Below are 13,436 nucleotides of genomic sequence, written 5' to 3' on the forward strand. Positions count from 1 at the left end.
ACGCAATTGCCACATGCAAGAGACTTCGTTTTATAGTAAAAAGGAATTATTACAATTAGGATTTAAAAGTATTGGAACTAGGAATTTACAAATTAGCCGGTTTGCAAGATTTTATGGCATAGATAAAATGACAATAGGAAATAATGTAAGAATTGATGATTTTGCTATTTTATCTGGCAATATTACTCTGGGAAATCACGTTCACATTGGTGCCTATTCTGCTCTTTATGGTAAATTCGGAATTGAGATGGAAGATTTTACCGGCATCTCACCAAGAACGACAGTCTTTAGTGCCACAGATGATTTTTCTGGTGATTATTTGATTAGCCCTATGGTTCCCGAAAAATATACCAATGTCACCGGTGGAAAAGTAATTATACAGAAATTTTCACAGATCGGTGCCGGAACAATCATAATGCCAAGCCTTACTATTGAAGAAGGGGTCACGGTAGGGGCCATGAGTTTTATAAGGAAGAATTTGATTGCCTGGCACATTTATGCAGGGATACCGGCAAAAAAAATTAAACCCAGGCAAAAAAAATGTATAGAACTCGCGAATTTTTTTATAAGCTCTGATAATAATGCGTGAATCGGAAAATGCTATACCCCTAGTAAGTGTATGGATGATTACCTATAATCATGAATCCTATATTGCAAAGGCAATTGAAGGTGTTTTGATGCAAAAGACTAATTTCCTTTTTCAACTTGTTATTGGAGATGATAACAGTACTGATAATACTGCTTCTATAATCCGCAATTTCAAATTGAGATACCCAAAAATAATCAAGGCAGCACATAATAATCCTAATTTGGGTATGATTCCCAATATGATAAAAACACTTGAAAAATGTACAGGGAAATACATCGCGATGTGCGAAGGAGACGACTATTGGACCGATCCCAACAAATTGCAGAAACAGGTGGATTTTTTAGAATCTCATCCTGAATATTCCGGAACAGCCCACCAATCCTTAGTGAAACATGAGAACTCCGATAAAGCACCATCACTTTTCAGAAACCATAATAAAATCGTAATAAAACTGAAGGATCTTTTTGGAGACAGATTATTCCATACAGCATCTCTCATGTTCAGAGCTGAAATCCTTAAAAACAATACCTTGCCCACTAATATTACAGCTGGCGACAGGGCACTATTCATGCTTGTGGCTATCTTTGGAAAAATTCACTACTCCAATGAAGCCATGTGTTGCTATCGAAAAAACAATACTGGAATTTCTACATGGGTTACAACAGAGTTAATGGAAAAGGATTTGAATATTGTTCCTTGGATAAAAAAAATTCAACCGAACTTTCCCAAACACCAATACTATCATTTTATACATTACACCATCACGCGATTCCCAAAAACAATTACGAAATGGAAATTGATAAAACATTCATTTTGGTATATATATCATTCATTCTTTCAATTTCCAAAAAACATTAAACAGATTATTATTTTTATCCTGTATGAATTCCCAAAATTATGGCAGAAAACAAAGACAATATAGGACACATTACAATATATGCAATAGTAGTAACATACAATGGTGTAAAATGGGTTGAAAAATGCTTTAGCAGCCTTGTAAAATCAACCGTTCCCTTGAAAATACTAGCCATTGACAATGCATCAACTGATGGCACTCCGGGTATTATCAAAGAAAAATTCCCACAGGTTGAAGTCATTGAAACCGGCGAGAACCTGGGGTTTGGAAAAGCAAATAATATTGGACTAAAACGGGTACTTGGCGAAAATGCTAATTATGCTTTCTTGTTGAATCAGGATGCATGGGTGGAGGAAGATACAATTGAGAAGCTTGTGGAAGTTCATCAACAACATCAAGGGTATGGCATTCTGAGTCCGGTTGAATTTTACAGATCGGGGGTTCTTGATATAAAATTTAAAAAGTTCTATGCTCCCAATTGTCTGTTGGAGTCGATAAAATACAATAAAACAACAATTTGCCAAACAGATTTCATAAATGCAGCTGGTTGGTTATTGCCCAATAAAACAATAAAAATTGTTGGTGGATTTGACGAGATCTTTATTCACTATGGAGAAGATGTAGATTTCTGTAAGCGTACCTTATCTAATAACTTTAAAATAGGAATCACATCCAATACAAGATACTTTCATGACCGCCCTCAATTATTAATAAAAGATAGCTCTCCATTAAAGCAGATTCATCACAATCATATCAAAAGAATACTATACTTAAGGTGGGGCGATAAACATTGGATAAAAAAAACAGCATATATAGTTCGCGAATACTGCTTTGAAATCATTAGCACTAAAACAAAATTAAGACTAAATGTTATTACTAATTTGTTGCTTTTCATTACTAATTATTTCAAAATAATTCAAGCAAAGAAACAAATATTGCTGTAATTTTATGCTCTTCAACGCTTTCGAATTTGCCCTACGCCTTCCAATAGTGATTTTTCTGTACTGGTTTGATTTTTAAAAATCAGACCAAATACCAAAACCTCTTATTAATTATCTCAAACTATATTTTTACGGGTAGGCCTGGCGCTATTGTAACATAACGACTACACCGAAAATATTGGAAAAAATAACAGGTTTGGCAATTTAGCATGAGTTATCAAATAAGACTTAATGGTAGAATATGCTTTATTATTATTTTAATTAACTAAAAACATTAACCGTTTCCATTTTTTATGATACCATCGATCATGTTGAACATGAAGATGTCGTAATGTTCTCAACCAAAATGGCCAATTTTCTTAAAAACAAAATTGATTTAATAAAATGTTCATCTCCATCATCATCCCCGCCTACAACGTCTCCCCCTACATCGAAGAATGCATCCACCCCGCTTTTGCCCAAACCTACCCCCACATCGAAGTCATCTGCATCGACAACAACAGCACCGACGACACTTGGCAGAAGCTGGAACAGCTCAAGCAACAATACCCCCAACTCATCATCGACAAGGAATTGAAACCCGGTGCCCCGGCAGCCCGCAACAAAGGGCTCAGGCTAAGCAAAGGTAAGTGGCTCCAGTTTCTCGATGCCGACGATTTGCTCATGCCCGTGAAAATAGCACACCAGGTGAAGCTTATTGATAAACACCCCCATGCCACCTTTATTGCTGCTGCCTGCATCAAACGTTCCGTAGCCGGACAGGAAAACATCCACAAACCAAAACGTGATAATCCTTTTAAAAGTCTTTTCACCACCAGTCTAGGCATTACCAGTTCCAACCTCTGGAACCGCCAAACCATCGAACAAATCGGCGGGTGGGACGAGTCGCTTAAAAGCAGTCAGGAGGCCGATTTAATGTTTCGCCTGTTGCAGGTAAAAGATGAGGTAATGTATGATGATGAAGCGTTGACGATTGTGAGGGAACGGCCGGAGGGGCAAATATCGCAACAGAATCATTCTGAAAAGTGGCAACGTTTCTTTAATAAACGCATCGAAATTTTGGAGTGGTTGAGAAAATACAGGCCGGAACATTACATGAGCGAAAAGGGTTTTTACCAGGATGCCTTGTTTGGCATCCTAAAAATAATGGCAGAAGAGGACTTAAAAACAGCTAATCTATTATATAAACAATACTTGAAAGGGCATTACAGCCCCTCGCCCAATCAAGACCATTCCACCAAACCGTATTTAGTTTTATTTCGATTGTTTGGCTTTCGGGGGGCGGAAGTAGCTAAAAGGTTATTAGGCAAGTAGGGGATTAGGCGAGTAGGGAAGCAGAAAAAGGTTTTGAGGAAAAAAAAAATGTTTCAATTTGAAAACCTTATAGCTATATGGTAAATGCTAACAACTTCCCTATCCCACTCCCCCCCTGACTCCCCTGAAAGGGAGAACCTCCAAACCCGCATTTCTCAGCAGATAAAAACATGCGAATGTTACAATATGGAAAAATCGAGCGGCTGGTTCCCCTTAAAGGGGGGCAGGGGGTAGCGCGAGAAAAGAGATACAAACGACTGTTTCAAAATTAAAGTCCGAAGCAAGTGGTAATTTATATACAAACACTTCTAATTAGCCCAAACAATTGAATACAATCCTCAAATCTCTATTGTTTTGTTGAATATTACTGGCTCCTGTTCACTCTGACAACACACCTTAGTTATGCTAAAAGTTGGTCATTTTAACACAACACGCTATTGGCAAAAATATGCCTTCGCCCATCCACCTGAAGGAATGGTTTATAAAAGAGCAGTTGATATACCCTGGCACCTCACGAATACTACCAATCAGTTTTTACTCAACACAAAATGGGTATTACCATTGCAAGGACTTGATTTTCTTCATACATATAACAGTATCATTCCATATAATATTCCATGGATTATTGAAGTTGAATCATTGATCCCTCGTTACGGAAAAATGAATGAAACTGACAAAAGATACCAATGGGCCATAAAAAGACTATTATCTGATTCATGTAAGAAGATCTTATTTACCTCAAAATCGGCAAAAAAACTCAACGAACAGCATATGTTCAACTGGGGAATACCACAAAATAAGATGAGTGTATTATATCGAGCAGTGGAAATGCATAACGATCTTTCCAAACCAGAATCTACTTTCAATATTTTGTTTGCAGGCAATGGTTTTTACAGAAAAGGTGGCATGGAACTTTTAAAAGCATTTCAACAAATTAACAATAAAGATATTCGCCTTACCATTATTTCATCTTTCGAAATTGATTGGAAAATAATTCCTTCGCAAGCTCAAATAAATTGGATAAAAAAAGTAATCGCTGGTGACGATCGCATTACTGTTAAAAGTAATATACCACATGAGCAGATTGTTCAATATATGCAAAAGGCCCATGTATTTGTTGCAACAACATTGGCTGATCCATTTAACAATACAATACTTGAGGCAATGGCATGTGGAACCGCTATTATTTCCAGCGATGTTGGCGCTATTCCCGAATTTGTTGAAGATAAAAAGAATGGATACATCTGTAATGTGCATAATCTCACATCAGATGAGACAGTCGATTTTATTAAAGAAAAGATCATTAGTTTATTCAATTCATCAGATTTAAACGAAAGTATGCATTCTGAATCGATGGATATTGCCAAAAATAAGTTTTCGATAGAACGAAGAAATGCTTATCTAAAAACAATATTGTGCAAGTAATATCATTCTTTCTGCCTAATATTCACTTAGATGAAGTTCCTATTGATATTGAGAAGTATTGGGATTGGCAAACAAAAACGGATAACCTTTCAAATTTATGGGGACATTTTCACTGGGTTTTACAAACATATATTTACCTCAACAATCATGCAGGGGGGAGAGGATACCGTTTAACTAATAATTTCCCTAATGAGGGTATTGTTATTACTCATATCGATTTAATCCCTGAAGATACTATTCCGAATAAAAATCGTTTTATAATTGCATTATTGGTTGACAGAGGATTCTCTTATAAATTTGCTGACCTATACATTAGCCATACTGATATTAAAAGCAGATTTACCTCAGAATCATTTTACCACAAAGTATATCACATTCCACCATGGCCACAGATCAATATTATTAAGCGAAATAGAAGCAGAGGGAAGAAATTTGAAAATATTGGGTTCATTGGAAATAAAAACCAGTTAGCAAAAGAACTACAAACTGATACTTTCGTGAATGAATTAAAAGCATTAAACTTAAATTGGATAATATCAGACAGAAAAGATTGGAACAATTTTGAAAATTTAGATGCCATTGTTGCTATAAAAAGTTTCGATAAAAATGATTACAAATTTAAACCTGCACTAAAACTAATAAATGCATGGTTAGCAGAAGTTCCTTGCATCTTAGGTTATGAGTATTCTTATCGAAAAATAGGTAGTTTAAATGAAAACTATTTAGAAGCTACCACATTTGAAGAAACAATTTCAATGATCAAAGCCCTGAAAAACGATGAAGAACTACGTTGTAAATTAGTACAAAATGGTATTCGAGAAGTAGAAAATTACAACCATGTTGCGAATACTGAAAATTGGATAAATTTATTAAATAACGAGGTTTTTACTAAAGCTGATAGAAAAAATAGTTTTAGAGTTTTTATATTTTACATTTTTAATGCTGCATTGTCAAAAATTGCTTCTTTAAAGAAACGCTTAAATATTGCGTGAGTGTTCCTCAGAAAGGGGAGCAGGGGGCGTGTAGAAGGTTTAGAAGAGTATTACAATATAAAATGGCTAAAAGTTTTGAGCTATGAACCAAGCCGTTTAGTCCTCTCCATATCACGCCCCATCTTAATTCTCTGAATGGAAGAGCCATTAAACCCTTAATGTACAGCAATTAATAGAAACAAACTTTTCAATTCAAAAACCAACACATGACCACTAAATCACAAAAAATAAAAACACTTCTCGTTTTCGGCACGCGCCCCGAGGCCATAAAGATGGTGCCATTAATAAAAGAATTTGAAAAGCAACGGAACCTTTTTGAAACAAAAATATGTGTAACCGCCCAGCATCGCGAAATGCTTGATCAGGTATTGGAATTGTTCACTATAAAACCCGATTACGATCTCAATCTAATGCAAGCTGGTCAGGATCTCTATGATGTTACTGCCAGGGTACTCACAGGAATGAGAAGCATTCTTGCAGAATACAGTCCGGATGCTGTTCTGGTGCACGGCGATACAGCCACATCAACGGCAACGGCTTTGGCTGCATATTACCAACAAATACCAGTTGGTCATGTAGAAGCCGGATTAAGAACCAACAACATTTACAGTCCTTGGCCCGAAGAAATGAACCGCCAGCTAACCGGCAGAATTGCCACCTGGCACTTTGCCCCCACCCCTTGGGCAGCCAATAATCTTTTGAATGAAAACGTTAATCAAGAGGCCATCACTACCACCGGCAACACAGTCGTGGACACCTTACATATGGCTGTTGAGCTCATCCAAAAGGATTCAGAGAAAAAAGAAGCCCTAATCTCAAGTTTAAACAAGCATATCCCCGACTTAAAAACCATTATTAAAACAAAAAAAATAATTCTGGTAACAGGTCACCGACGCGAAAATTTTGGTGACGGTTTCTTGAATATCTGCAGTGCCATCAAAGAAATAGCCGCCAACAATCCCGATACAGCATTTATTTACCCGGTACACCTCAATCCCAATGTTCAGGAACCGGTAAACGACATATTGGGCCAACAAAATAACATCTTTTTAATTCCACCACAGAATTATCTTCCCTTTGTCTTTCTAATGCAGAATGCAAATATTGTTCTCACTGACAGCGGAGGCATTCAGGAAGAAGCTCCGGGCCTTGGCAAACCGGTATTGGTAATGCGAGACACCACAGAAAGACCGGAAGCAGTAAAAGCTGGCACAGTAAAACTCGTAGGGACCAACAAAAAAGTAATCATTGAAGAAGTGGAAAGACTCCTAAACGACAGTGAGCATTACATCCAAATGGCACGAGCGAATAATCCTTATGGTGATGGGAAAGCTGCGGAGAGGATTGTGGAGTTTTTGCATAAGAAATTAGGCGAGTAGGCAAGTAGGCGAGTAGAAGCTTTAAATAATTCAATAGGATGTTGCAGAATCATGGGTATTGCGCGATGGAGGTTCCCCTTAAAGGGGATTAGGGGTGTGCTCCAAGGAAAGAAACAAACAAATGTACCAATGTAAAACCCTATGAGCTATAAACTATTCCCCCTCCTCCCTTCACCCCTCTGACTCCCCTAAAGGTGAGAACCAGGCTGACACGCAATTCGCCAAACATTAAATCGTAAGAATGTAACAATTCAAAAGGAATCGTGCGACAGCATTCCCCCTTTAGGGGGCTAGGGGGTGAGCGAAAGAGGATACAAACAAATTTTTAATAATAAAATCTATAACTCCACCTTCTCTCTACCCCTCTAACTCCCCTAAAGGGGAGAACCGGGCTAACCCGCGACTCATAAGATTTTGATACATTCGATGGTTACTATAAAAAATAGTTTGCGCGGCGGCGTACCCCCTTTAGGGGGTCAGGGGGTGAGCGCGAGAAGATACAAAAGATTATTTCAACCCAAAACACCCAACCAATGCCTATAGACAACCAAGTCAACATGTTTTTTAATGCCAAACCGCACATTTTCGAAAAAGCAAAAGATTTAAGAAAAAACATGACACCCGCTGAACTTAAGCTATGGAAATATATTAAAAACAATCAGATTTTAGGATTAAGATTCCGCCGCCAACACCCCATTGATATCTTTATTGCAGATTTCTACTGTCATCAAATAAAACTGGTCATTGAGTTGGATGGAGAAGTACATAACAACAACGAAAACCATGAATACGATGTAAACCGAACCGCTGAACTTGAACGATTAGGCATTACAGTAATCCGCTTTAATAATCATGAGATAATGGATAATATTGAGAAGGTAGTAGAACAATTGAAAAAGATTTGCGAGGATTTATTGAGGTAGTTTTATCCACTATCCATCCCTTCACCCCACTAACTCCCCTAAAGGGGAGGACCGAGCCAACCCACAACACATAACAAATTAAGACAAGCGAATGTTAGAATCCAAAGAAATAGTGCGGCGGCATTCCCCCTTTAGGGGGCCAAGGGGTGTGAGAAGGAGGATACAAACAAATTATTCAAAATAAAACCTATACCCCTCCCCGCACCCCACTAACTCCCCTGAAGGGGAGAACCAGCCTAACCCGCAATACAAAGCAGATTAATCCAAACGAATGTTATAAATATAAAAGAAATCGCGCGGTAGGGTACCCCCTTTAGGGGACCAGGGGATGTACGAAGGGAAGAAGGTGTAAGTAAAATCTTTTCCCTCCAATTTCAATACTTTAGCACCCCAACAAAAAAAACAAAACAACATACATGACAACACCAACAGTTACCATCATAGGAATGGGCTACATCGGGCTTCCCACTTCAGCCGTTATGGCAGGCAAAGGAATTAGAGTCAATGGATGCGATGTGAACCCCAAAGTGGTAGAAATCATAAATGCCGGAAATATTCACATTGTGGAACCCGGTCTCGATGAGCTTGTAAAGAACAGTGTGGAAGCAGGTTACCTTAAAGTTTACGGGAAACCTCAACCCGCTGATGTTTATTTAATAGTAGTCCCCACACCATTTAATCAAAATCATCAGCCTGACACATCTTTCGTAGAAGCTGCCACACGCAACATAATTCCAATATTAAATAAGGGCGATCTTTTTATTATTGAATCCACTTCACCGGTCTTGACCACAGAAAAGATGGCTGAGATAATTTTCAAAGAACGACCGGAACTACAGAAGGAGCTTTTTATAGCCTATTGTCCTGAAAGAGTTCTGCCGGGAAATGTACTCTATGAGTTGCAACACAACGATCGTGTAATTGGTGGAATTGACGAAACATCCACCCAAAAAGCGATTGAGTTTTATCGGTTTTTTGTGAATGGGAAATTGCATCCCACTAACGCGCGCACGGCCGAAATGTGCAAACTAACGGAAAACAGCTCCCGCGATGTGCAGATAGCCTTTGCCAACGAACTATCCATAATATGCGATAAAGCAGGGATCAACGTTTGGGAACTGATTGAACTGGCCAACAAACACCCCAGAGTCAATATCCTACAGCCGGGGTGTGGAGTTGGTGGCCATTGCATTGCTGTTGACCCCTGGTTTTTGGTATCCGACTATCCCGAACATGCTCATGTCATTCGTCAGGCAAGAGAGATCAACGATTATAAAGCAGAATGGAGCGTGGAAAAAATACTGGGTACCGCCCGTCAGTTTGAAATAGACCATGGAAGACAACCGATAATTGCTTGCATGGGATTGGCATTTAAGCCCAACATTGACGATTTACGCGAATCACCAGCCAAGTACATATCTTCTAAAGTTGTTGCCGAGGCCCGGGGTGAGGTTCTTATTGTAGAGCCCAACATAAAAGATCATCCAAGCTTTACCCTTACTCAATATATGCAAGCCTATGAAAAAGCCGATATTATCGCCTGGCTTGTTAATCACAAAGAATTTCCGATCATCAACAAAGATGAACAGAAAATTGAACTTGATTTTTGCGGAGTCAGGAAATGAAAAACATGTTAATACATACGAAAATTAAAATGTAAAAGGAATTAGGCGGTGGAGGTACCCCCTTCAGGGGGCCAGGGGGTGAGCGAAGGAAAGGATGAACGAAAGTTTCAATTCAAAAAACCTAAGAGCCACAAGTTAAATGCTAATACCTCCCCCATCCCACACCCCACTAACTCCCCTAAAGGGGAGCACCGGCCTAACCCGCTGTTCTCAGCAGATCAATACATACAAATGTTACAATATAAAAGAAACCGTGCGGTAGCGTACCCCCTTTAGGGGGCCAGGGGGTAAGCGACAGGAAGATACAAACGAATGTTTCAAGACACCCCTATGAGCTAACAACTTCCACTACCCCGCCCTCTACCCCACTAACTCCCCTGAATGGGAGGACCGGGCTGGCCCGCAATCTATAATAAATTAACACATACAAATCATACCCTTTTACCTGATGAACAAAAAAACCACCTACATAACCTTTAACGAACCCGTTAACGGGGTTTACATTAGCCAGGTAATAGAAGTAGCCCAACAATTAAGGCAAGATGGTCTTGATATAGAAATCATTGCTTTTTTTTCATTAAGGGACTTTATTAAAAACCGCAAAGTTTTAAAAAATCATTTCTTAAAAAGTCATGCGATTCCTTCAATTCCTAAACTAAAGTATTGGAAATTAAACAAAATATGGTTTAAGATTCTCCCTTTTTTCTCAAAAAATCAAGTAGTTATTTGCCGGGGGCCATTGGCAACCAACCTTGCCATAGATAACCTAAAAAACACCCGTATCATATACGACGGAAGAGGTGCCGTATGGGCAGAACAAAAGGAGTATGGAGTATACAATGGCTCCGGGATAGAAAATGAATTATTTGAAATTGAAAAAAAGGCAGTAACAAAAAGTCATCGACAAATTGCAGTTACTACTGAATTAATAAATTACTGGAAGAAAAACTTCAACGTTGCCGGAGATACAGCCAAAGTAATTCCCTGTACACTCAATACCACAAAAACCGGAGCAGTTCATAATATTCCGGAAGATTTAATCTCATTTATAGATAATGCAAACCATCAAAACTATTCAATAACGGTCTTTGCAGGCGGTAACGGAAAGTGGCAGCAATTGGATAAAATCTGTGAATTTGCTGCTAAGGTTATTGAAAGGCAGGAATCTCCTGTTTTTTTGTTTTTATGCCCTCCTGATAATAATGTTCAAAAATTACAGAAAAAGTTCCCAAAAAGAATTTATAATACACTTGTTAAACCCGATCAGGTACATCTCATTCTTGCAAAATGCGACTACGGAATTATTTTACGAGAACAAAACATAACCAACAAGGTTGCATCACCCGTTAAAGTGGCTGAATACCTTTTTGCAGGTTTAAAAGTAATCATCAGTCCCAATGTTGGAGATTATTCCAAAATGATAAAGGAAAATAATCTTGGAATCATTTGGGACAAAAAAAATGAAGTACCCGGCTTACCCAAACCCAGTGTACCTGATAAGCAACGAAACATAAATTTTGCAGAAAAGCATTTAAGTAAATCAGCTGTGGATTATGGAACTCTAATTCAGCCGTAATGGCAGAAACCGCAAACATTAATATTGTCAATTTCATTTTTTAATTAATATGCGCATAGCCCTCCTCACCGACGGCATCTATCCCCACATCATGGGTGGCATGCAAAAACACAGCTACTACCTGGCCAAATACCTGGCACGAGCAGGAGTAAAAGTTGATGTTTATCATGCCATACCGGAGGGTCAGCCCCTTCCAACAACCCCCGAAGGGTTTACAGAGGAGGAGTTACAAAACCTGAAATTCTTCCCAGTTCATTTTCCAAAACCGGCAAAATATCCGGGGCATTATATCCGTGAGAGCTATATTTACTCAAAAAAGGTTTACAGGGAGTTTATTCTGCAACCACAACCTGACTTTGTCTATATTCAGGGGTTTTCAGGATGGGCATATCTTAAACGCAAAGACACAAAGGCGCAAAGAAAAAAAAATATAGTATTTTCAGGAATAAATTTCCATGGGGTTGAGATGTTTCAGCAAGCCCCGTCCTTAAAAGTAAAACTGGAACACCTGTTACTTCGCCCATGGGTAAAATGGAATCTTCGCCTTTCAGACATTATCTTTTCACTAGGCGGTAAGTTAACACATATACAAAAGCAGCTTTCTTCTGCACAAAATAGAATTATCGAAATGCCAATTGGTATTACCAAAGATTGGCTGATTGATGAAGCTCCCGAGCAAAAAAGCAAAATCAGAAAATTTGCTTTCATTGGGCGATACGAGAGACGTAAAGGCATCGAAGAGCTTCATTCAGTTCTTCAGCAATTAATAAAAGAAAAACAACCATTCGAATTTCATTTTATTGGGCCCATCCCGGAAGCCAAACGACTAAAATCTCCTACGCCTCCTCCCTGGCCCCATGAAGGGGGTAAACAGCCCCCCCACCAAACACCATCCAACCAACCTATTGACCTATTGACCTATCGACCTAATAACCTAGTCCCCTATTCACCTAGTAACCTAAACTCCTACTTGCCTAACCCCCTAACCTCTCCTTCCCTTACCCCCTGGCCCCCTGAAGGGGGAAACCAACCCGCAACCAAAACATCTAATCGCCTACTTGCCTATTCGCCTACTAACCTAATTTACCACGGTGCCATCCGAAACGAAAAAAAAATACAGCAAATCCTCCGTGATGCCGACGTACTCGTCTGCCCCTCCTGGAGTGAAGGCATGCCCACAGTAATTTTGGAAGCAATGGCAAGCGGGTGTGCAATTATCGCATCTGATGTAGGGGCGGTTAGTGAGCAGGTTGACAGTGACAATGGCATTTTAAAAGAGCCGGGAAACAAAAAACAATTAAAAGAGGCCATGATAACCGTACTCAACATGGATGAAGATAAACTACTGGCAATGAAGAAAATGTCAGTAGATAGAATAAAAGGGAAGTTTTTGTGGGAACAGGTGGCAGAACGAACAATTCAGGAAATTAGGAAAATAAGTCTTTAGGCAAGTAGGGAATTAGGAGATTAGGCGAGTTGATTTTCAGTGTGAGCTTGCGAAGAATCTGTTACAATATCATAGAACCTGTGCGGTGGGTTTCCCCTTAAAGGGGGGGCAGGGGGTAGCGCGCAAGGAAGAATACAAAAAGAAATTACAAGCTATCAATTTTATCGTCCCACCACTACCCCTCTAACTCCCCTGAAAGGGAGTACCTCGGCCCGCAATATGTTTGAATGCACGAGACCTTCAATATGACAGAACCTGTGCGGTGGGTTTCCCCTTAAAGGGGGTCAGGGGGTAGCGCGCAGGGTAGAATATAAAAACCTTTTCAAGCAATCAATTATATCAAACACCCACCACAGACCCCTCTAACTC

General features: G+C 39.2%; 11 protein-coding genes. All 11 read left to right on the forward strand.

All coding sequences use genetic code 11. The annotated features are described in order from the left end of the window. Positions 1-13 precede the first annotated feature (13 nt). The 11 genes from W7W_RS0109030 (at position 14) to W7W_RS0109085 (ending at position 13,067) form a co-directional block, all read left to right on the forward strand. Positions 14-589, forward strand: coding sequence for an acyltransferase (locus tag W7W_RS0109030; RefSeq protein ID WP_010663465.1), 576 nt, complete (start codon positions 14-16; stop codon positions 587-589). Beyond that, positions 582-1,511 carry a glycosyltransferase family 2 protein gene (locus W7W_RS21930; protein ID WP_010663466.1) on the forward strand — a complete coding sequence of 310 codons (930 nt, stop codon included), beginning with the start codon at positions 582-584 and terminating at the stop codon, positions 1,509-1,511. Before W7W_RS0109030 ends, W7W_RS21930 begins: the two co-directional genes overlap by 8 nt. Beyond that, entirely contained in the window at positions 1,487-2,389 is a 903-nt protein-coding gene (locus W7W_RS21935) for a glycosyltransferase family 2 protein (protein ID WP_010663467.1), read from the forward strand. Before W7W_RS21930 ends, W7W_RS21935 begins: the two co-directional genes overlap by 25 nt. 381 nt (positions 2,390-2,770) lie before the next feature. Beyond that, a complete protein-coding gene (locus W7W_RS0109045; RefSeq protein ID WP_010663468.1) occupies positions 2,771-3,700 on the forward strand; it encodes a glycosyltransferase family 2 protein in 930 nt (309 codons plus the stop codon). Positions 3,701-4,102: 402 nt separating this feature from the next. Next, a complete protein-coding gene (locus W7W_RS0109055) occupies positions 4,103-5,125 on the forward strand; it encodes a glycosyltransferase (protein WP_010663469.1) in 1,023 nt (340 codons plus the stop codon). Beyond that, positions 5,116-6,117 carry a hypothetical protein gene (locus W7W_RS0109060; protein ID WP_010663470.1) on the forward strand — a complete coding sequence of 334 codons (1,002 nt, stop codon included), beginning with the start codon at positions 5,116-5,118 and terminating at the stop codon, positions 6,115-6,117. Before W7W_RS0109055 ends, W7W_RS0109060 begins: the two co-directional genes overlap by 10 nt. 206 nt (positions 6,118-6,323) lie before the next feature. Further along, positions 6,324-7,496: a non-hydrolyzing UDP-N-acetylglucosamine 2-epimerase gene (gene wecB, locus W7W_RS0109065; RefSeq protein WP_010663471.1), complete on the forward strand. Its 1,173-nt coding sequence runs from the start codon at positions 6,324-6,326 to the stop codon at positions 7,494-7,496. A gap of 533 nt (positions 7,497-8,029) precedes the next feature. Further along, on the forward strand, positions 8,030-8,419 hold the full coding sequence (locus W7W_RS0109070; protein WP_010663472.1) for an endonuclease domain-containing protein: 390 nt from the start codon (positions 8,030-8,032) through the stop codon (positions 8,417-8,419). A gap of 416 nt (positions 8,420-8,835) precedes the next feature. After that, a complete protein-coding gene (gene wecC, locus W7W_RS0109075; protein ID WP_010663473.1) occupies positions 8,836-10,044 on the forward strand; it encodes a UDP-N-acetyl-D-mannosamine dehydrogenase in 1,209 nt (402 codons plus the stop codon). Positions 10,045-10,492: 448 nt separating this feature from the next. Beyond that, complete coding sequence (locus W7W_RS0109080) at positions 10,493-11,620, forward strand: glycosyltransferase family protein (RefSeq protein WP_010663474.1); 1,128 nt, start codon at positions 10,493-10,495, stop codon at positions 11,618-11,620. 49 nt (positions 11,621-11,669) lie between these two features. Then, positions 11,670-13,067 (forward strand): glycosyltransferase family 4 protein, encoded by a 1,398-nt coding sequence (locus W7W_RS0109085; RefSeq protein WP_010663475.1) that lies wholly within the window; start codon positions 11,670-11,672, stop codon positions 13,065-13,067. Positions 13,068-13,436 lie beyond the last annotated feature (369 nt).

The sequence above is a fragment of the Marinilabilia salmonicolor JCM 21150 genome, assembly GCF_000259075.1.
GTDB lineage: Bacteria > Bacteroidota > Bacteroidia > Bacteroidales > Marinilabiliaceae > Marinilabilia > Marinilabilia salmonicolor.

Coding starts and splice junctions, on each gene's coding strand:
- W7W_RS0109030 (WP_010663465.1), top strand. CDS start 14: ATGCAAGAGACTTCGTTTTATAGTAAAAAGGAATTATTACAATTAGGA.
- W7W_RS21930 (WP_010663466.1), top strand. CDS start 582: ATGCGTGAATCGGAAAATGCTATACCCCTAGTAAGTGTATGGATGATT.
- W7W_RS21935 (WP_010663467.1), top strand. CDS start 1,487: ATGGCAGAAAACAAAGACAATATAGGACACATTACAATATATGCAATA.
- W7W_RS0109045 (WP_010663468.1), top strand. CDS start 2,771: ATGTTCATCTCCATCATCATCCCCGCCTACAACGTCTCCCCCTACATC.
- W7W_RS0109055 (WP_010663469.1), top strand. CDS start 4,103: ATGCTAAAAGTTGGTCATTTTAACACAACACGCTATTGGCAAAAATAT.
- wecB (WP_010663471.1), top strand. CDS start 6,324: ATGACCACTAAATCACAAAAAATAAAAACACTTCTCGTTTTCGGCACG.
- W7W_RS0109070 (WP_010663472.1), top strand. CDS start 8,030: ATGCCTATAGACAACCAAGTCAACATGTTTTTTAATGCCAAACCGCAC.
- wecC (WP_010663473.1), top strand. CDS start 8,836: ATGACAACACCAACAGTTACCATCATAGGAATGGGCTACATCGGGCTT.
- W7W_RS0109080 (WP_010663474.1), top strand. CDS start 10,493: ATGAACAAAAAAACCACCTACATAACCTTTAACGAACCCGTTAACGGG.
- W7W_RS0109085 (WP_010663475.1), top strand. CDS start 11,670: ATGCGCATAGCCCTCCTCACCGACGGCATCTATCCCCACATCATGGGT.